This is a genomic window from Leptolyngbya sp. BC1307, assembly GCF_002286735.1.
Taxonomy (GTDB): domain Bacteria; phylum Cyanobacteriota; class Cyanobacteriia; order Phormidesmidales; family Phormidesmidaceae; genus Phormidesmis.
The window spans coordinates 87,563-105,761 of record NZ_NRTA01000001.1 but is presented as its reverse complement, the minus strand read 5'-3'; the positions used below and the strand labels follow the sequence as shown (position 1 = coordinate 105,761).

Sequence of the window (18,199 nt, the reverse complement as noted above, 5' to 3'; positions counted from 1 at the left end):
ATAGATCTTTTCTAGCGGCTGCTGTCAGTTCAGGAATAATTTGAGAGCCTGCTGAAACTGCTATGCTAGGGGTTTACACCTTGTGTGGATTGTATCAGCGCTGAATACATGTCGATTTCCGTTACTGCTTCTTCTGTTTGCCAGCACCAGCATCCTCTGATTCGCCAGCTCGCCGAGGGGATAGAGACTATTTGGCAACGCCATCTATCGCTTTCTCCCTACCACCTGCCTGACGACCTGGGCTACGTAGAAGGCAAGCTAGAAGGCGAAAAGCTGGTGATTGACAACCGCTGCTATCAAACCCCTCAGTTTCGCAAACTGCACCTGGAGCTGGCGCGCATTGGCAAAAATTTAGACATTTTGCACTGCGTCATGTTTCCTCGCCCTGAATATGGGCTTCCTATCTTTGGCTGCGATATTGTCAGCGGTCGGGGGCAGGTGAGCGCGGCAATTGTCGATCTCTCTGCGGCCACGGCGGATGGTCACTTAAGTGAGCGCTATACTCAGGCGCTGGAGGCGCTCGATCAGCCAGGCTACCTTCAGCCTCGCGATCTGCCGGAATGGGGACAGCGGATTTTCTCGGAATTTTGCTGCTTCGTAAAACCCGCCAACCCAGCAGAGGAGCAGCAGTTTTTGGCCCAGGTTCAAGACTATCTGACGGTTCATGTGCAGCAGGCGATCGCCAAACAGCCTGAGCCCGACCGCCTGAGAGAATTCTTAGACCGTCAGCGCTATTACTGCCAGCAGCAGCAGCAAAATGATAAAACTCGCCGGGTGCTGGCAAAAGCCTTTGATCCGCAGTGGGCTGAGCGCTATATGACTACCGTTTTGTTTGACTTGCCCTCTGTTTAATCTCTCGACCAGCGGTGACACGAGATGGCACCGCTGCCTTAGCCCTTTAGTTAACCTTTTAAGCAACTGCGATATCAAATAGCCCTTTAAATGCTGTTTTTAGCTATATTTTTTGCTTAGCTACACTTCCTAACTATGGTTACCCTTTCTACTTCACCAGAACAGCCGACCCTCGATGTTTTTGCTGAGCAGATAGACAGGCGCTCAGGCCGGCTGATTGTGCTGGCAGGCCCAAGCGGCGTTGGGAAAGGAACACTGCTCAAGCATTTGCTCCAGCGCCATCCTGATATCAAAGTATCGGTCTCTGCGACCACCCGCAGACCTCGCCTTAGTGAGGTAGACGGTCAGCACTATTACTTTATCAGCCGCGATCGGTTTAATAAGATGATTAGCCGAGGGGAGCTGTTGGAGTGGGCTGAGTTTGCTGGTAACTGCTACGGCACGCCCAAAGCCCCGATTGCAGCGGCGGTCGCCCAGGGACAGCGAGTCATTTTAGAAATCGAGCTGGTCGGGGCGCGCCAGATCAGAAAGAATTTTCCAGATGCTAAGCAAATCTTTTTGTGTCCGCCAAACGTAGCGGCCTTAGAAGCGCGTATTCGCAGCCGAGGTCAAGATTCTGAAGCGGCGATCGCCCGCCGCCTGGCCCGGGCCAAAACCGAGCTGGCCGCCGCCCACGAATTTGATCAGCAAATCGTCAACGACAGCCTGGAAACAGCCCTCGCCGAATTAGATGCGGCCATACTTAGCTAGCTAGCTCTGGGCACTTCAAAGAAAAGGCACTTTAGGAAAAAGACGCTTCAGAAAGATACCTGGCAGAGGCGATCAAACCGGCGGCAAATCGCTACGGTTGAAGCAGACAGTTGCGCTTGAAGGTTTGGATAATGTCTCAGCAGAATTGGCCAGACGGTTTGCTCAAAGATCGATTCTCTGATCGAGAGGCTGCGCTAACGCCACGTCCGCAGCCCCCAAAAAATCGCCCTGGTTTAATCGTGGGGCAGCTCATAGCAGCGGGTCTTTTGCTCAGCGTCGTTGCCTGCACGTCGCCTAGCGGGCCGTCTGTCATCAAGCCTGCGGTCACTGAGCCAGCTGTCACCAAACCATCGGCTGATGAACCCTCTGCTTTGCCCACGCCTGCGACTGACTCAGCGACAGCACCCATCGGTCAGCCAGAGAGCGCTGTTACCCCCGATAACCCCGATCTGGCGAGTCAACCAAACGGTGCTGCCAGCGCGATCGCCCCGGCTGATGAGACGACGGATGCAGCCTTCCCTGCCTGCGACAGTGCTCAAACTCAGCAGGCCATGAACCGCTGCGCCCAAGCCTCGTACACTCAAGCCGATGCCGAGCTTAACCGGGTCTATCAGGCCGTCAAAGCCGAGCAGCCAAGCAGTGGGAAACGAGCGCTGGGCAAAGCCGAAGTTGCCTGGCTAGCGTTTCGCGATCTCGACTGTGAGTTTGAGCGCAGTCAGTTTGATGGCGGATCGATGGCACCGATGATTTATAGCGGCTGTCTGAGCGATCGCACCCAAACTCGCACTGCTGAGCTGCGACGACCCGCTTTACCCAACCTCAGCTATCAGGCGGCAGACGCTCAGCTCAATCAAACCTATCAGTCACTCTTAGCCGCCTTAAGCGAAGATCGCACGAGTAACCTGGTCGAAGCGCAGATTGCCTGGATAGAGTATCGCAACAGCAACTGTGCTTTTGAAGCGCTCTACAGCCCAACGGTCATTGGCGAAACGCAGTGTTTGGCCCGCATGAGCGTGACCCGCACCGCGCAGCTCGAACAAAGTTTGGCGCAAAGCAGCCTGTAAAAGCGACCGGCTCAACCTTTGGCGCTAGCCTCCCCCGGTAGTTTGGCTCTATAGTTTATGGGTGTTGCTATCGCCTGTGGATCGACCTCACGCCCTGTTGCTACTCCCGCCTGCTATGACGCGCCCCCCCCTGACACCCGAACAGATCCGACTTCAGGAACATCAGACCCAGCAGGCGAATTGGAAAAAGTGGGGCCCTTACCTAAGTGAGCGGCAGTGGGGCACCGTCCGCGAAGACTATAGCGAGAGCGGCAGCGCCTGGAGTTATTTTTCTCATGAGCAGGCTCGATCACGGGCCTATCGCTGGGGTGAAGACGGTATCCTCGGCATTAGCGACGACAGGCAGCTGCTCTGCTTTGCGATGTCGATGTGGAATACTCATGACCCTATTTTAAAAGAACGTTTTTTTGGCCTCACCGGCAACGAAGGCAATCACGGCGAAGACGTTAAAGAATACTACTTTTACCTGGACAGCACGCCGACCCACTCCTACATGAAGGCGCTGTACAAATATCCACAGGCAGAATATCCCTACGAGCGGCTGAAGCAGGCAGGATGGGGCGATGGGCGCGATCGCTCTGACCCAGAATTTGAGCTGATGGATACCGGTATCTTTGAGGGCGATCGCTACTTTGACGTTCAGGTGGAATATGCCAAAGCCGATGCCGAAGATGTGCTGATCCAGATTTCTGTCACCAATCGCGGATCAGAAACCGCTGAACTACATCTGTTGCCCACGCTGTGGTTTCGCAACACCTGGTCATGGGATAGCCAAACGCCCAAACCCACCATCAAGGCCAGTCTCACTAGCGGCAACGTATCGATCATCGAAACCAGCCATCCCGAATTGGGCAAGCAGTGGTTTTACTGTCAGCCCCCCACAGCCGTCCGATCTACCGCTGTCCCATCTGACGCAGATCAAAATGAGACTGCCCAATCAAATCCGGGCAAATGGATTGACTTAAGCAGTCAGTCCTTAGCAACCACGGCGGGGCTGCTATTCACTGAAAACGAAACCAACAAAGAGAAACTATTTGAGGTTGCCAACCCTTCTCCCTACGTCAAAGACGCCTTTCACAGATATGTGGTTGACGGTGACAAGTCAGCGGTTAACCCAGCGCAAACGGGCACCAAGTCGGCGGTACACTATCACCTCACTCTGTCACCGGGTGAAACGCAACAGATCAGGCTCCGGCTGGCCGACAACCCAATGCTCAACGATCCGCTAGGCAGCTGCTTTGAAGAGACCTTTCAGTTGCGTCAGCAGGAAGCCGACAAGTTTTACCATCAGCTCTCTCCTTTCGTTCACAATCAAGACCTGAGCAATGTGCAGCGGCAGGCTTTTGCAGGCATGATGTGGTGCAAACAATACTATCTCTATGATGTCAGCACCTGGCTGAAGGGCGACCCCAACACCATTACCCCGCCGCCTCAGAGAAAGCGAGGCCGCAACTGTCACTGGCACCATCTTGACAGTCAGGATATTCTCTCCATGCCCGACACCTGGGAGTACCCGTGGTTTGCCGCCTGGGACACGGCTTTTCACTGTATTCCGCTAGCGATGCTTGACGCCGACTTTGCCAAGCAACAGCTCGATGTGATGACCCGCGAATGGTATATGCACCCCAACGGGCAGCTCCCGGCCTATGAATGGGCGTTTGGCGATGTCAATCCGCCGGTACATGCCTGGGCTACCTGGCGGGTTTATAAAATTGAGAAGAAGATGACGGGGAAGGGCGATCGCCTCTTCTTAGAAAGACTCTTTCAAAAGCTGTTGTTAAACTTCACCTGGTGGGTCAATCGCAAAGATACCGAGGGTAATAACGTCTTTGAAGGGGGCTTTTTGGGGTTAGACAACATCGGTGTGTTTGACCGTAGCAAACCCCTGCCGACTGGTGGGCGAATGGAGCAGGCCGATGGCACTAGCTGGATGGCAATGTACTGCCTGGATATGCTCTCAATTTCTCTAGAGCTGGCTTTAGAGAATCCGGTGTATGAAGACATGGCGACCAAATTCTTCGAGCATTTTATCTATATTGCCGAAGCGATGAACGCAACTGGAGAAAACGCCGTACAGCTCTGGGATGAAGAAGATGGCTTCTTCTACGATGTGCTACACATGCCGGATATGTCTCGGGTGCCAATCAAAATTCGCTCTTTAGTGGGGCTGATGCCGCTCTATGCGATTACGACGCTAGAGCCAGAACTGATGGAGCGGCTACCCGGCTTTAACGAACGGCTAGAATGGTTTGAAGCCAATCGCACCCGGCTATGTCGTAACGTCACGACGATGGAGATTGAACCGAGGCCGGGGGACGATCCTAATGTCTGTCGAAAACGCCGGATGCTCTCGGTCGTAAGACCGGATAAGCTACGGCGGATTTTGGCAAAAATGCTCAAACCTCATGAATTTTTGGGGCCGACGGGCATTCGCGCTCTGTCACGCTTTCACGCTGACCACCCTTATACCTTCGATGTCGATGGCACCATCTACCGGGTAGACTACGAACCCGCCGAATCTAGCTTGGGGCTTTTTGGCGGCAATTCTAACTGGAGAGGCCCAGTGTGGTTTCCCACTAACTATTTGCTGATCGAATCTCTACAGCGCTATCATCACTTTCTTGGAAATGACTTCAAAATTGAGTGTCCTTATGGTTCTGGTGATGAGATGAACCTATGGGACGTGGCCACCAAGCTGGAACAGCGGATGATTGGCACTTTTTTGAGAGATGAGAACGGCTGCCGCCCGGTGTATGGCAACAACAAAACGTTTCAAGACAACCCTCACTGGCGAGACTATATTCTCTTTTATGAGTACTTTAATGGCGATACGGGGGAAGGGCTAGGCGCTAGCCACCAGACCGGATGGACAGGGTTAGTGGCAAAATTAATTCACCAATGCTGTGAGTATAGTGCTATGGAGTGAGGGTTAAGTACCACTCCCTCGACAAGCCGGATCGGCGTCACGGAGGAGAACGGAGGCAACGCTACCACCACCACCTTGAGTCCTGCCAACAATGATCTCGCCAGGGCCAGCGGAACCATACAGTGGAATTATACAGTGCTCATTCCTGGGAAAGCCTCAATCAACGAATTCTTTTACTCTAGAGACTTTCCCAGGATGCGTCTGGAACGGAATATCCCTGATCTCTAGGTAGACTGTATCTTGGCAATAGTCTCGTAAAAAGGCGCAAAGCTTTCGAGCAATTGCATATATAGCGGTAGCATCACCTGATACTGCTGAGCATTTTCAGGAATAGGGCAGTGGCGATCGCTCTCTCCTATCATCTCTGATACCTGCTCTAGGTGAGGAATGCGCTCTAGCGCGTAGAGCCCCAAAACTGCCGCGCCAAAGCATGAGCTTTCGTAAACTTCTGGAATGGTCACCACCCGGTTAAAGACATCTGCCAGCATTTGCCGCCACAGCGTCGAGCGGGCGAACCCGCCGGTCGCCTGAATACTGCTAGCAGGGCCAACTACATCTTCCAAAGCAGTTAAAACAATATACAGGTTATAAACAACCCCCTCTAGCACCGCTCGAATCATGTGAGCTTTAGTATGGTGCAAGCCCAAGCCAAAGAAGCTGCCTCGGGCGTTGGCATTCCACAGGGGCGATCGCTCTCCGGCCAAGTATGGATGAAAGATTAGCCCTTCAGAACCGGCTGGGATGGTGGCGGCGATCGCCGTCAAAATATCATAGGGATTCTCTTGCAACAGCCGGGCCGTATCTGTCTCAGCCATAGCCAGCTGCTCACGCACCCAGCGCAAGATAATGCCCCCATTATTGGTAGCGCCACCAATCACCCAGTGATTTTCTGTGAGGGCATAGCAAAACAGCCGTTCTTTGGGGTCGGTCTGGGGGCGATCTACCATTGCGCGCACGGCTCCGCTTGTCCCCACCGTAATTGCCACCACATCAGGCGTCATTGCGCCCATACCCAAATTACCCAACGCTCCATCGCTCGCCCCAATCACCACCGGCACACTCGCCGGTAGCCCCATGCTGTCAGCCGCTTCTGAGGTCATTGATGACAAAATGTGAGTGGTCGGCACCAACTGCGAGAGCTGCGCTGAGGTAATTCCGGCCAGCGCTAAGGCTTCTGCATCCCAATCGAGCGCCTTCATATTAAATAGGCCAGTCGCATTGGCAATGGAGTAGTCCACCACATATTGCGCAAACCAGCGGTGGATTACATACTCTTTAATAGAGATAAATTTTGCCGCTTGCCGAAACAGATCGGGCTGTTCGTGACGTAGCCACATCAGCTTTACCAGCGGCGACATGGGGTGAACAGGGGTACCCGTGCGAGCATAGAGAGCGTGAGCGTCGCAGCACTGGCGAACTTTGCTTACCCAGGGCGTGCTGCGACGGTCGGCCCAGGTGATGCTGCAAGTCAGCAGTTGACCGCGATCATCAACAGCGATCAGGCTGTGCATGGCCGCGCTAAAAGATAGGCCCATCAGCGTCTTTAGTCGGGCCGGGTGGCGCTGCATGACGGTGCGGACACTTTCGATTACAGCCTGGTAGATTTCTTCGGGGTCTTGCTCTTGCACATCGGGCTGAGCGGATAGCAGCGGATAGCCAACGGTGTGCTGGTCGAGCGATGCGCCGCTAGCGCTGAATAAAACTACCTTAGTGCTAGTCGTGCCAATGTCGATGCCAAGGATACAGTCGGGCTGAGTCATAGCGGGTAGGGTAGGGGTCTAAAAAAGGCTGGCGCGGCAAAATGATTGAGTTAGCAGCCGGGCCACTACAATAGGGCTGAAATAGGGCTGACAGCCCACTCGTTAGGAGAATCTTACTGTGATCAAGGCTTACGCTGCTCAGGCTGCGGGTGGAAAGCTTCAGCCCTTTACCTACGAACCCGGCCCACTGAGCCGCACTGAAGTAGTTTTAGAGGCGATCGCCCGCTTCTAGAACAAAATCAAGCAGCCCACAAAATCTTCAGTACTGACTGCCTACTGCTCCCAATCATCTCCACATTCGTCAATCGCTGCCCAAGACCTGAAAGCATTACGATCAACCAACAATAAAACCAAAACAGCTATAAACGAACAAATACCGAAAAACGAACAGCCCAAAAACGCACGCACGCACCATTCTCCTGAAAAAAGATACCTGACTACTGTTGTATCTACATAGGTGCTGGAACGATAAGGGTATTCACAGTGACTTGACACTCAAAGCGAAAATACGAAGACTCCAAAAGCTTAAACAGCAGGCAGTTCAGGCACTTACCTACATCTCGCCTAAATATTTGGTACAGACCCGACGAAAATCATCACCGCGAACTTCAAAGTTAGGATACTGATCAAAGCTGGCACAAGCCGGTGAGAGCAAAACTGTTTTAATCAACTGCGCCTTGCTAATGTCGGTGCTGCGAGCCACAGCGCGATCTATCGTTTCAACAACTTCGCAATGAGGGTAGCCCATCGCCGTCAGCCGCTGCGCAAACCCCTCAGCCGCGTCACCCACCAACAGGACGGCGGCAGCTTTTGCTTTTATCTGATTGATCCAGGCAATATCATCACCATCTTTAGCCGCACCACCCGCAATCAGCACCGCCGGACCAGCCACTGAGCGCAGACCCACTTCAGCCGCATCGTAGTTAGTCGCCTTACTGTCGTTAATGAAATCTACGCCGCGCCAGGTGCAGATGTGCTCTAAGCGGTGAGAGACCCCCGGAAACCGGGAGACGCCTTGAGCGATCGCCTCTACCTCTATGCCCGCTAGCCGCGCTGCCGCGACTGCCATCAGCAGATTTTGCTGGTTGTGTTCACCGACCATCCGCAGCGCCCGGGTTTCTACAATTTGTTCACCTTTGTGCATCACCCAGCCGTCTTCTATATAGGTGTCGGGCGTTAGCGGTGCAAGGGCGGCTTTGCCTTTCACGCTGGTCCAGTGGCTGTCAGGCGAGTAATCGGCGGCTTTGCGCCGCAGGGTGGGGTCGTCGCCATTGATGATGGCGGTCTGCGCTTTTTCGAGCAGAGACGCTTTGATGCGGTAGTAATTTTCCACCGTTTCATGTCGGTTGAGATGATCCGGGGTGAAGGTCGTCCACAGACCAATCGTCGGCGCTAGTGTCGGCGCAGCTTCGATTTGGTAGCTGCTCAGCTCGGCGATCACCCAGTCGGGCGGGGCAGTCAGCGCCAGCTCGCAAGCGGCGTAGCCAATATTGCCACAGGCGGGGGCTTGCAGCCCAGCAGCTTTGAAGATAGCAGCTACCAGCGCTGTCGTTGTGGTTTTGCCGTTAGTGCCGGTGATGCCCACCCAAGGCCGATCCGATAGGCTACGCCAGGCCAGCTCCATTTCTCCAATGGTTTCGATGCCTTGATCGCGCGCCTTGACCAAAGCCGGTGCATCCCACGGAACGCCTGGACTGACGACCAGTAAATCTAGCCCCGGTTCTGGGTCAAAGCTGTGATTGAGCTTAACGGTGATGCCTTCATCTCGCAGCGCCTGCCCTTCGGCTTGATGGCGGCGGGCTGTCCCCTGGTCGCTTAAGGTCACCTGCCATCCCTGACGAGCTAGAACTCGCGCAGCAGCAATTCCAGATCGGCCAAGACCGATAACATGGGCTGTTTTCATGAAAATCTGATTGAAGGTGTGTGGGCGCTGAGCAGTCTTTGAATTCGATAGGTCAGTATACGGGAAAGCGTATGCACTTGAGCGGTTAGCTTTTGATCTAACTTTTCACTTAGCTTTTTACAATGGCCCCAAAATCTGCCAGAACCAGGGCATGATTGCGCAGCAGACTCAGCAGATTGAGACGATTTTGGCGAATGTCAGGGTCTTCCGCCATGACTAAAACGCTGGTTGGCCCGTCGAAGAAATCGGCGACGGCAGGGGCGGCTTGCTCTAGACCGGTGAGCAGTTTGCCGTAGTCGCGTTCGGCTTGGGCGGCTTGGGTCTGAGGTACGAGCTTTTGCAAACTATCGTAAAAGGTCTGCTCTGAGGGCTGCTCGAATAGGGCCGGGTTGACCTGACCTGTCGGATCGAGCACTTCAGTGTTTAAATCGCCCTGAGCAGCGAGTTTAGAGGCCCGGTTGACGGTTTCGTAGATGCGGCTGAGCCTGCCATCGCTGCGGATCGTCTGGAGGAAGGTGGCGCGATCGCGCACATCCCGCACATCAGCCAGCGCCCGCTGCCGATAAGCCGCTTCGCCCAAGACCGCATTGACCAGGTCATAGTCGATATCCTCTTGCAGCAGGCTGCGCACCCGCTGCTCAAAAAAGTCAGTGAGCTGCTCGGTGAGTTTAGTGGCGCTGACTCCTGAGCGATCGCTCGCAAAATCTTGAACGATCTGAGCAATCACAGCCGGTAAATCCAGCGGTAGGCCCGCGTCCCAAACAATATTGACAATTGCATTAGCCGCCCGCCTCAGCGCAAACGGATCGGTAGAGCCTTTGGGCAATTTGCCAATGCTAAAAATGCTGACTAGCGTATCGAGCCGGTCGGCAATGCCGACTACCTGACCGATGAGCGACTGCGGCAAGCTATCTCCAGCGCCCTTGGGCAAATAGTGCTCATAAATCGCGTCGGCAACCGCTTGAGGTTCGCCGCTGCTAAGCGCATACTTTTGGCCGATGTAGCCCTGAAGTTCAGGAAATTCGCCCACCATCTGCGTCACCAGATCGGCTTTGCACAGTAGCGCAGCGCGCGCGACTTGCTCAGTCTGCTCGGCGCTCAGGTCTAGCTGTCTGCACAATAGGGCGGCGACTTTGCCCACCCGATGAACCTTGTCGAGCACCGATCCGAGCTGGGCTTGAAAGGTGACGTTCCCCAGCCGGTTCACATATTCCTCCAGGGGCTGCTTACGGTCGGCATCGAAGAAAAATTTGCCGTCAGACAGGCGGGCTCGGATGACGCGCTCGTTGCCTCGGGCGATCGCCTCAGACTTGGCCGGGTCACCGTTAGAGACGGTAATAAAGTAGGGCAGCAGCTCATCCGAGTTAGCAGCGGGCCGCACCGGAAAGTAGCGCTGATGGCTCTCCATCTCAGTCACCGTTACCTGCGGCGGCAGGGCTAAAAATTCGTCGTCAAACTGTCCGATGATGGCAGTCGGCCATTCTACTAAATCGACCACTTCGCTCAGCAAGTCTTCACTGACGACCGCATGACCGCTGACCGATTCAGCGACGGCGGCTACCTGCTGTAAAATCGTCTCTCGTCGCACTGCCGGATCAACGCTCACATAGCCCGCTTGCAGGGCGCTCACGTAGTCCTTCGCCTGGCTAATCTCAATCGGGTCAGGATGGAGAACGCGATGCCCTTCAGAGGTGCGATCGCTCTGGCAAACCTCAGATCCATTTTCAATCGTCACGGGCAGCAGCTGATCATCTAGCAGCGTCACCAGCCAGCGAATCGGTCGGGGAAACCGCAGATCGCCGTCGCCCCAGCGCATAAAGCGATTGCCCTCTAACCCAAAAATCCAGTTAGGCACCAATTCTTGCAGCAGCTCAGCGGTCGCCCGCCCCAAAATCTTTTGCTGAACAAAGACAAACTCTCCCTTCTCCGTATCGCGAATTTCTAAATCCGCCACAGCGACGCCTCGGGAGGCGGCGAAACCCTCAGCGGCTTTAGTGGGCTTACCAGCTTTAAAGGCGGCTTTGGCCGGGGGGCCTTTGGCTTCTTCTTCGCGGTCGGGCTGGCGATCGCTTAACCCGCTGATCACGACCGCTAACCGTCGGGGCGTGCCGTAAAGCGCCAGCCCGCCGGTCTCTGGGTCTAGAGATAGATAGTGCGCTTCTAGATCGGCAGGAATTTTCGCTTTCCACTGGGCTAGCGCCTCGCTGACAAAACTTGCCGGGAGTTCTTCAGTACCTACTTCGAGTAAGAACGTTGCCATAGGAATGCAGGAAAGGTAAGCAAAGCCCATTATTACAGAAGGGCGGCTAGGCAGGGTACCCGGTTGCCGTCGGCGCGGTATCCTTTAAGATCCCTATACGCCTAATTACTCATCTATCTGCAGCCAACCATGCCTGTCTACGTCGTTTTATTTAACGCTCGCACTGAAAACGAGGGAATTCACTCGCTGCAAATGGAGGGTCGCAATCTGGTGCTGATGTTTGAAGTAGAAGATGACGCCATCCGCTTTGGCGGGTTGCTGGAGGCGCAAGATTTTCCGCCAGCGACCGTAGAAGCGTTTGAAACTGAAGAGATTGAAGAATTTTGTGAGAGCGCTGGCTACGAGGCCGTCAGTGTCCCCGAAGGCACGCTGCTCATGCCGCCTGAGAAAATGGTAGAGGAGACGACCTGGAATCTGGACGCCCCGCCTGAGGAGTCCGCTCAGGGCAGTGTCTACGACTCCTCTTCAGACGAAATGGATCGCATTCGCCAGCAGTTAGAAAAGCTGCTCTAAACTCCCAGGACTGACCACTATGACTGATATCAATCGCGGGCACTTACTCACAGAGCAAAATAATCCTCACAGTCGGAACCTGGATCAGCTCTCTACTTTAGAACTGGTAGATGTCTTTAACCGGGAAGACCAGCGGACGGTGGAGGCGATCGCTCACGCCAGAACAGCCCTAGCGCAGGCCATTAACCTCACAGCCGCTTCCCTGAGAGACGGCGGCAGACTGTTTTACGTCGGGGCAGGCACCAGCGGTCGGCTAGGCGTACTCGATGCGGCTGAATGTCCGCCTACTTTTTGCACGCCACCGGAGCTAGTGCAGGGCATTATTGCCGGTGGGGCTGCGTCGCTACTGCGCAGTTCAGAAGCGCTAGAAGACGAAGCGGAAGCTGGGGCAGAAACCATCATCGATCACAAAGTCACCCGGCGCGATGTGGTCGTCGGCATCACAGCGGGCGGTACCACGCCTTATGTCCACGGGGCGCTACGAGCGGCAAAGCAGTGCGGCGCGGACACCATCTTTATGGCCTGTGTCCCTGCTGAGCAGGTACCGGTAGAGGCGGATGTCGATATTCGGCTAATCGTGGGGCCAGAGGTGCTAGCCGGATCTACTCGGCTGAAGGCGGGGACGGTGACTAAGCTGGCGCTGAATATTTTGTCTACAGGGGTGATGGTAAAGCTCGGCAAGGTCTATGGCAACCGCATGGTCGATGTGGCGGTGACGAATACGAAGCTACGCGATCGCGCCATCCGCATTCTTTGTGACCTCACTGATTTAGATCGAACTGAGGCGGGCGATCTGCTAGAGCGGAGTGGCTTGCAGGTGAAGGTGGCCCTAGTGATGCATCTAACCAGCGTAGATCAGCAGACTGCAGAAACGGCTTTAGCAGAGCAAAACGGAGACTTGCGCTCAGCTCTAGCAAATACTAAGCAGAGCACCTCTCAATCTGCTATCTAGATCTGAAGCTGGACAAAACGCGAGATTATAGAGGGCATTCTCTATCAAGCAAGCCCTCTTACACTGGGATTTTGCGAGTTCGAGGCTGCGCAGCGGTTCTGCCGAGCAATTGGTGAGGTGGGCAACTTTTTGAGGCTGCGATCGCGGATGGCAGAATTCGTGTCTCTAAGCGCTCGCAGAGAGCGATTCAGGCAAGGGGTAGAAGAACTGGAAGTCTTATTCCAGGAGGCTTAAGAAAAGCAGGAGGGGGGAGGTTACCTTGATCCTCCTTCAAGCCAATTGGGATACCCAGATCTGACAGATTCGCTTCCTTCACTACCCGGTACTATCAGCCCCAACGTCGCTAGTTTACAGTTAAGTTATCTAGAGAAGTTCGCTCAAGTGAGGCTTAAGCTTAAACCATGATGGATCAATCAAAAGATAGTATGGGTTTCCAATGGCATGGCAGTCAGTTTGTGAAGGTGACAATAGCGTTTGTGATTAGCTTTGTGGCGATCGCCAGTCTTTTTAGCAGCTCTACAGGCAGTTTAGAAGGTAGCCCTGTGGTGGGACAGAGCGCTGCTCCGACCAATCGTACTTTAATCGCCTACAGCGTTGATTATGAGATGGATAAAGCCCGTGGGGAGAAAACCGTCGAGCACTACGGCGAATCTATGCGTCCTATCGTAAAGCAGGCGATTAAAAACAACGAAAACAACCCTAATAGTAAAGACACCGCTGAAAATACCTATCGGAGAGAGAGCCCACTTAACGATTTGCTGCCCGAAAGAATCGGCCAATTCTTTTCCAAAGAGGATCTTTTGGATATGCGAAGCACTGACGATCCGCAAGAACGCTAATCTCACTCCTGCATGATTCCTGGCTGGTTTCAGCGATAACGGCCTTTCTAAACACTTCAAGAAAAGATATCAAATGGGTGCTATGGCGTTAAGTTAATCTGGCAAAACATAAGCCGGTATTTCTGCCAGAGTCGCTTCATTGAGCTGACGTACCTTTAAGTCTTGATAAAAGTTTTCTTGTAACAGCTCTACTTTCGACTGAGAAGTCAAAAACAATAGTCCCCAAAAGACGCCAACTTTTTCGTGCCGATACTCGGCATCGGAGAGTTCGCCTTTGATCGGGCCGCCTAATAGCTCGGGGCGAAAGCTGGCCCAGTGTTCTAGCAGCTTCTCAAAGTCCATCCAGTTGACGGCATCTTCAAAGACATCGTCCCAATGTCGCTCTAAAAAGTCATTCAGGGCGTCGGCAATTTCGTTCAGGTTTTCCTGATGGGCGAGCTGAGCGATCGCTCTGACGGCCTCCCGCCTGGAGTGAGGCTTGGGCTGAGGCGATCGCACCCTGGCCGGTTCTGACATGGCAGCGGCGATCGCTTCTAGCTGGCCAATCAGTTCATTGAGTGTCACCTGACGTTTAGCGGGCGGTGGGGCCACTGCCCGCCGATGAATGTGCTGCTCCAGGTTACGCGGCAGCTCGCTCGTATCGGCATCGGGCTCCTCGTCAAAGCAGTCGTCATCCAGGGTCTCTTCTGGCACTAGCTCGTGGCGCACCAGCGTATCAGCCTTGAGCAGCACCAGCATTGAGGCGTATAAAAAAGCCTGCCCGGACTCTGACAAGCTCGACTCATAGGAAGACCGGCCCTGACCCAGCGGCTGCTTGACAATCGGCTGCTCGGTTAACGTCTTCAGGAAGCGGTCGATCACGTCAATCACCTGCACATCCCAAGGGTCGATTTCTCCCTTTTCGGCCAAGTCAATCAGAAAGGCGATCGCGCCCTGAGCGAGTGAATCAGACATAGGTTCTATTGCACATAGGCTCTACTGCACATAGGCTTCATCCGTCTCTGCCTGACCATTGGCCTGAGGCAGCATGGGTAGCTGCTCTAGCTCTACCCGGTAGCGCTCGACATCTTCTTCTAGCTGCTGAATTCGCACTTCTCGCTGCTGCACCTCAGGATTTTTCTGAGCTACGCCCTGCAAATGCACCCACACGCTAAACACCCAGGCCAGCGTCGCCCCAATGCCAGCAGCCACAATCAGCTCTACGCTTAAAGGCGCTTCAAAATCGACACCTTGGACAATGTGAATCACCGAGGGCGTTGTGTTTTCAATGCCAAAGAGCACCAGCGCCAGACAGATTACGAAAATCACTACGAAATTGACTTGCTTCATAGGTTTCGCCTCAGGTAAAGATACTTCAAAAGATATATTTGTTCGCCAACACTATAGCCGCTAATGGTCAAGATGGCAGGTTTTTTGTGTTTAGCTCAGTTGAATTATGTCTGTATACAATTTGCCTTCCTCCTGCCTGCCTCCTGCCTGCTTATATGGGTGCGACTGCGGCAGAGCGATCATGATCTGAAGGCGTCTCCGGCGAGTTTTGATCAGAACCGAGGAGAATTACCGCTGGCTTAGCTTCCAGGCTGTCAATAATCTGTTTAATGGAGCCTGCTAAGGGGACGGCAATCACAGCGCCCACAACTCCTGCTAGCTGTGCGCCTACTAATAGCGACAGCAAAATCCAGATCGGATTGAGCCCAACCGCGTCGCCTAAAATTCTCGGTGCGAAGATGTTGTCAATGATTTGATCGACGATCAGGCAGGCGACAATCACTTCTGCGCCCAGCAGCGGATCGTTGATGCCAACCAGTGCGCTGACGGCGACCATCACCAGCAAATCGCCGAAGGGGACTAGCCCGGCAATGCCGACGCTGAGGCCAAAAACCAGCCAAAAAGGGATCTTAAATAGAAAAAATACGCCAGCGAGCAGCGTCCCCGTCAGCGAGGCAATGGTGGCCTGACCGACGAAATAGCTTTGAAACTGCGATCGCACTGCCCGCTGCACGCGATCGCCCCATTCACCGGGCAACCACCGCAAAAGCCCCTGCCAAAAATCTTTACCGTGGAGCAAAGAGTAAAGCGTCAGCACGGCTGTAAACAAACCATCGACGATATTGTCAGCCGTTCCCAACGCTAAGTTTAAAAGCTGGTTGGGCAGCAGCCGCAGTTCGCCAGGGACTGCCTCAAAAAACTGAGTCGCTAGCACGTCGAGATCCATCGATTCGCTCAGCGGCATCTGAGCAATTTCGTCATCGACCGCTTCTAGCTGCTGCTGCCCGTTTTCGAGCCAGTTGGGTAGCCGGGTGGTAAATTCACTAAATTGATGTATTAGCGTCGGCACCAGCGCCGCGCCCGCCAACGCTAGCAGCGATAGCGCCGTAACAAAGACCACCATCACGCTATAGCCTTTGGGCATGCCCCAGCTCTGGAGTAAACGCACCGGGTAGCCCAGCAAAAAGGCCAGCAGCGTCGCTATCAACAAAAGTGTGACTAGCTCCTGAAAGTACTGTAGCCCTCTGTATAACAGCCAGCCATTGAGTAGCGTCAGCGGAATCACAATCTCCAATACCAGCCAGCGAGGCCACTTACTTAACAGATCAACCATTGACACAAACCCGACCCATAAGTTCAAATCACTGACATTAGGCCGGATAACCCAGATAGTAAAGCTACGCTGCCACCAAGCCAATGACTCATTATTGCGGCAGTTAAAACAAAACAGAGTATGTCTCTGTGGAGATTTTCTCATCTTTCACAGCTGCCCTAGCCAAACTATTTCTCACAAAAGACAGAGCTACTTCTAACGAAAGACAGAGCTACGCTACATAGTTGTTTATGGCTGTTTTGGTGGCTGTCTATTGAGCGATCGCGCCAAACACATACCTGCGACAGATGATCTGCCTAGAAAATTATCCTTACGTTACAGAAAGTTAAGCGGCGCTAGCAAGCTCTTTGCCCCGCTCCCTTGTTTTCACCTATTATCAAGTTTCTTATGCCCCACTCTCAATACGACATCATCATTATCGGGACAGGCGCTGGCGGCGGCACAGTAGCCCACCAGCTAGCGCCCACAGGCAAACGCATTCTGATTTTAGAGCGGGTTGACATGCTCCTCGGACTAAAAGTCCGAGGATTCTAAAGCTAGGCAAACAGACCAAGCTGCTGCTCTACTTTGTGGCTAGACGCATCATCGAGAATTGCTAGCAAGCTAGACTTATGCTCTCTCAACGTCTCTTTAGAGTCGGACATAAGCCTGCCCGACTTTTCTATATTTTGGGAAGCATTTTTGTCTCTATCGTGTTCAGCCCCGCAGCTTATGCAAAGGATTGAGCGCACAGACAGATCCACCTTGCCCCACTTGAACCCGCAATCAGAACAAAGCTGAGAGGTGGGCTCCCAGCGGCTGATTACAGTAACAGCGCGGTTTACATACTGCGCTGCCTTGCTCTCTAGCATCGTCCTGGCTTCTCTCCACCCTTGCCTAGAAATCGCGCGGCTCAGCTTCCGATTCTTTACCATCCCTGACACATTCAAATCTTCAAGCGAAACCAATTGGTTTTCTTGGATCAGCTTGGTCGTTGTTTTGTGTAGGAAATCCTCGCGGATATTGCGAATCTTCAGATGTAGCTTGGCAATCTTCAGACGGGTAGCAGTTCGACGATTAGAGCCCTTGACCTGTCTAGCCATACGCTTCTGAAGGCGACGGATACGCCTATCAAGCTTTGAATAGTCAGGAGCTAAGATGGGCTCACCCACACTAGGGAAAGCGAAAACCTTGATGCCCAAATCGATCCCGATTGACGGTCGTAAAGGCTCAACACTCTTTTGCTCAATCTCGACAACAAAGCTGGCATGGTATTGTCCCGACGTGTTTTTGATGATGGTCACAGAACTCGGTTCAGAGGGTAGCTCACGCGACCACTGAACTTTGAACAGGCCCATCTTAGCCAGCACTAGCTTGCCATTCAGAAGGCTAAACCCTCGCGCGGTAAACCGTGCTGACTGCTCATGAGAGCGCTTCTTGAAGCGAGGGAATTTAGCCTTACCTTGCCCTTTCAGTGCTGCAAACCAGTTCTTAAAGGCAACGCCTAAATCTTGAACTGACTGCTGCAATGGGACGACAGACACAGAAGACAGCCAGTCTCTAGCCTCTGTGCGCTTAGCCTGCGTGATCACAAGCTTTTGCAACTCAGCATTGCTAGGCCACTTCTCACCCTCCGGCTTAGCCTTAACCAGCGCCAGGGCATCGTTGTAAACGACACGCACACAGCCAAACACTTGAGCAAGTTTGTCTTGCTGCAAGCGGTTAGGGTAGATACGGTATGTATAGCGGGCTTTCATGGCTTGTGTTAAAGTTGTCCTGCACCCAATATAGCGACTATT

General features: G+C 53.6%; 14 protein-coding genes and 1 pseudogene. 8 read left to right on the top strand and 7 right to left on the bottom strand.

Going from position 1 to position 18,199, the window contains the following annotated elements:
- The first annotated feature begins 108 nt into the window (after window positions 1–108).
- The 4 genes from CKL79_RS00480 to CKL79_RS00465 all read left to right on the top strand — a co-directional run bounded on the left by CKL79_RS00480 (window position 109) and on the right by CKL79_RS00465 (window position 5,592).
- Window positions 109–852, top strand: a complete 744-nt coding sequence (locus CKL79_RS00480; RefSeq protein WP_170943909.1) for a phycocyanobilin:ferredoxin oxidoreductase — start codon at window positions 109–111, stop codon at window positions 850–852.
- Between the two features lie 135 nt (window positions 853–987).
- Window positions 988–1,602, top strand: a complete 615-nt coding sequence (gmk, locus tag CKL79_RS00475) for a guanylate kinase (protein ID WP_121967622.1) — start codon at window positions 988–990, stop codon at window positions 1,600–1,602.
- A 131-nt stretch (window positions 1,603–1,733) separates the two neighbouring features.
- Window positions 1,734–2,666: a lysozyme inhibitor LprI family protein gene (locus tag CKL79_RS00470; protein ID WP_121967621.1), complete on the top strand. Its 933-nt coding sequence runs from the start codon at window positions 1,734–1,736 to the stop codon at window positions 2,664–2,666.
- A 115-nt stretch (window positions 2,667–2,781) separates the two neighbouring features.
- Window positions 2,782–5,592: a glucosidase gene (locus CKL79_RS00465; RefSeq protein WP_121967768.1), complete on the top strand. Its 2,811-nt coding sequence runs from the start codon at window positions 2,782–2,784 to the stop codon at window positions 5,590–5,592.
- A gap of 224 nt (window positions 5,593–5,816) precedes the next feature.
- Here CKL79_RS00465 and gntK read toward each other — a convergent pair whose 3' ends face one another.
- From gntK to glyS, 3 genes are all read right to left on the bottom strand, one after another.
- Complete coding sequence (gene gntK / locus CKL79_RS00460; protein ID WP_121967620.1) at window positions 5,817–7,352, bottom strand: gluconokinase; 1,536 nt, start codon at window positions 7,350–7,352, stop codon at window positions 5,817–5,819.
- A gap of 553 nt (window positions 7,353–7,905) precedes the next feature.
- Window positions 7,906–9,255, bottom strand: a complete 1,350-nt coding sequence (murD, locus tag CKL79_RS00450; RefSeq protein WP_121967619.1) for a UDP-N-acetylmuramoyl-L-alanine--D-glutamate ligase — start codon at window positions 9,253–9,255, stop codon at window positions 7,906–7,908.
- Window positions 9,256–9,364: 109 nt separating this feature from the next.
- Window positions 9,365–11,515 carry a glycine--tRNA ligase subunit beta gene (gene glyS, locus CKL79_RS00445; RefSeq protein WP_121967618.1) on the bottom strand — a complete coding sequence of 717 codons (2,151 nt, stop codon included), beginning with the start codon at window positions 11,513–11,515 and terminating at the stop codon, window positions 9,365–9,367.
- A gap of 129 nt (window positions 11,516–11,644) precedes the next feature.
- On the opposite strand from glyS, the gene CKL79_RS00440 reads away from it, so the two are divergent.
- The 3 genes from CKL79_RS00440 to CKL79_RS00425 all read left to right on the top strand — a co-directional run bounded on the left by CKL79_RS00440 (window position 11,645) and on the right by CKL79_RS00425 (window position 13,819).
- Window positions 11,645–12,028 carry a DUF3110 domain-containing protein gene (locus CKL79_RS00440; RefSeq protein WP_121967617.1) on the top strand — a complete coding sequence of 128 codons (384 nt, stop codon included), beginning with the start codon at window positions 11,645–11,647 and terminating at the stop codon, window positions 12,026–12,028.
- A 19-nt stretch (window positions 12,029–12,047) separates the two neighbouring features.
- Window positions 12,048–12,980, top strand: coding sequence for an N-acetylmuramic acid 6-phosphate etherase (gene murQ / locus CKL79_RS00435; RefSeq protein ID WP_121967616.1), 933 nt, complete (start codon window positions 12,048–12,050; stop codon window positions 12,978–12,980).
- A gap of 401 nt (window positions 12,981–13,381) precedes the next feature.
- Complete coding sequence (locus CKL79_RS00425; protein ID WP_205878942.1) at window positions 13,382–13,819, top strand: hypothetical protein; 438 nt, start codon at window positions 13,382–13,384, stop codon at window positions 13,817–13,819.
- 93 nt (window positions 13,820–13,912) lie between these two features.
- Here the strand turns inward: CKL79_RS00425 and CKL79_RS00420 are convergent, their stop codons facing one another.
- From CKL79_RS00420 to CKL79_RS00410, 3 genes are all read right to left on the bottom strand, one after another.
- A complete protein-coding gene (locus tag CKL79_RS00420) occupies window positions 13,913–14,773 on the bottom strand; it encodes a segregation/condensation protein A (protein ID WP_121967614.1) in 861 nt (286 codons plus the stop codon).
- 21 nt (window positions 14,774–14,794) lie between these two features.
- Window positions 14,795–15,148, bottom strand: a complete 354-nt coding sequence (locus CKL79_RS00415) for a LapA family protein (protein WP_121967613.1) — start codon at window positions 15,146–15,148, stop codon at window positions 14,795–14,797.
- 151 nt (window positions 15,149–15,299) lie between these two features.
- Window positions 15,300–16,421, bottom strand: a complete 1,122-nt coding sequence (locus tag CKL79_RS00410) for an AI-2E family transporter (protein ID WP_170943908.1) — start codon at window positions 16,419–16,421, stop codon at window positions 15,300–15,302.
- A gap of 387 nt (window positions 16,422–16,808) precedes the next feature.
- Here CKL79_RS00410 and CKL79_RS00405 point away from each other — a divergent pair.
- Window positions 16,809–16,928, top strand: a pseudogene (locus CKL79_RS00405) (NAD(P)-binding protein); the annotation flags it as partial.
- A gap of 29 nt (window positions 16,929–16,957) precedes the next feature.
- Here the strand turns inward: CKL79_RS00405 and CKL79_RS00400 are convergent.
- On the bottom strand, window positions 16,958–18,157 hold the full coding sequence (locus CKL79_RS00400) for an RNA-guided endonuclease TnpB family protein (RefSeq protein WP_121967611.1): 1,200 nt from the start codon (window positions 18,155–18,157) through the stop codon (window positions 16,958–16,960).
- Between the last annotated feature and the right edge of the window lie 42 nt (window positions 18,158–18,199).

What these genes read in the sequence shown, in the direction of transcription:
- CKL79_RS00410 (WP_170943908.1), bottom strand. Translation starts at nt 16,421, where the DNA reads ATGGTTGATCTGTTAAGTAAGTGGCCTCGCTGGCTGGTATTGGAGATT.
- CKL79_RS00480 (WP_170943909.1), top strand. Translation starts at nt 109, where the DNA reads ATGTCGATTTCCGTTACTGCTTCTTCTGTTTGCCAGCACCAGCATCCT.
- CKL79_RS00465 (WP_121967768.1), top strand. Translation starts at nt 2,782, where the DNA reads ATGACGCGCCCCCCCCTGACACCCGAACAGATCCGACTTCAGGAACAT.
- murQ (WP_121967616.1), top strand. Translation starts at nt 12,048, where the DNA reads ATGACTGATATCAATCGCGGGCACTTACTCACAGAGCAAAATAATCCT.
- CKL79_RS00400 (WP_121967611.1), bottom strand. Translation starts at nt 18,157, where the DNA reads ATGAAAGCCCGCTATACATACCGTATCTACCCTAACCGCTTGCAGCAA.
- murD (WP_121967619.1), bottom strand. Translation starts at nt 9,255, where the DNA reads ATGAAAACAGCCCATGTTATCGGTCTTGGCCGATCTGGAATTGCTGCT.
- CKL79_RS00440 (WP_121967617.1), top strand. Translation starts at nt 11,645, where the DNA reads ATGCCTGTCTACGTCGTTTTATTTAACGCTCGCACTGAAAACGAGGGA.
- CKL79_RS00425 (WP_205878942.1), top strand. Translation starts at nt 13,382, where the DNA reads ATGATGGATCAATCAAAAGATAGTATGGGTTTCCAATGGCATGGCAGT.
- gmk (WP_121967622.1), top strand. Translation starts at nt 988, where the DNA reads ATGGTTACCCTTTCTACTTCACCAGAACAGCCGACCCTCGATGTTTTT.
- glyS (WP_121967618.1), bottom strand. Translation starts at nt 11,515, where the DNA reads ATGGCAACGTTCTTACTCGAAGTAGGTACTGAAGAACTCCCGGCAAGT.
- CKL79_RS00470 (WP_121967621.1), top strand. Translation starts at nt 1,734, where the DNA reads ATGTCTCAGCAGAATTGGCCAGACGGTTTGCTCAAAGATCGATTCTCT.
- gntK (WP_121967620.1), bottom strand. Translation starts at nt 7,352, where the DNA reads ATGACTCAGCCCGACTGTATCCTTGGCATCGACATTGGCACGACTAGC.
- CKL79_RS00420 (WP_121967614.1), bottom strand. Translation starts at nt 14,773, where the DNA reads ATGTCTGATTCACTCGCTCAGGGCGCGATCGCCTTTCTGATTGACTTG.
- CKL79_RS00415 (WP_121967613.1), bottom strand. Translation starts at nt 15,148, where the DNA reads ATGAAGCAAGTCAATTTCGTAGTGATTTTCGTAATCTGTCTGGCGCTG.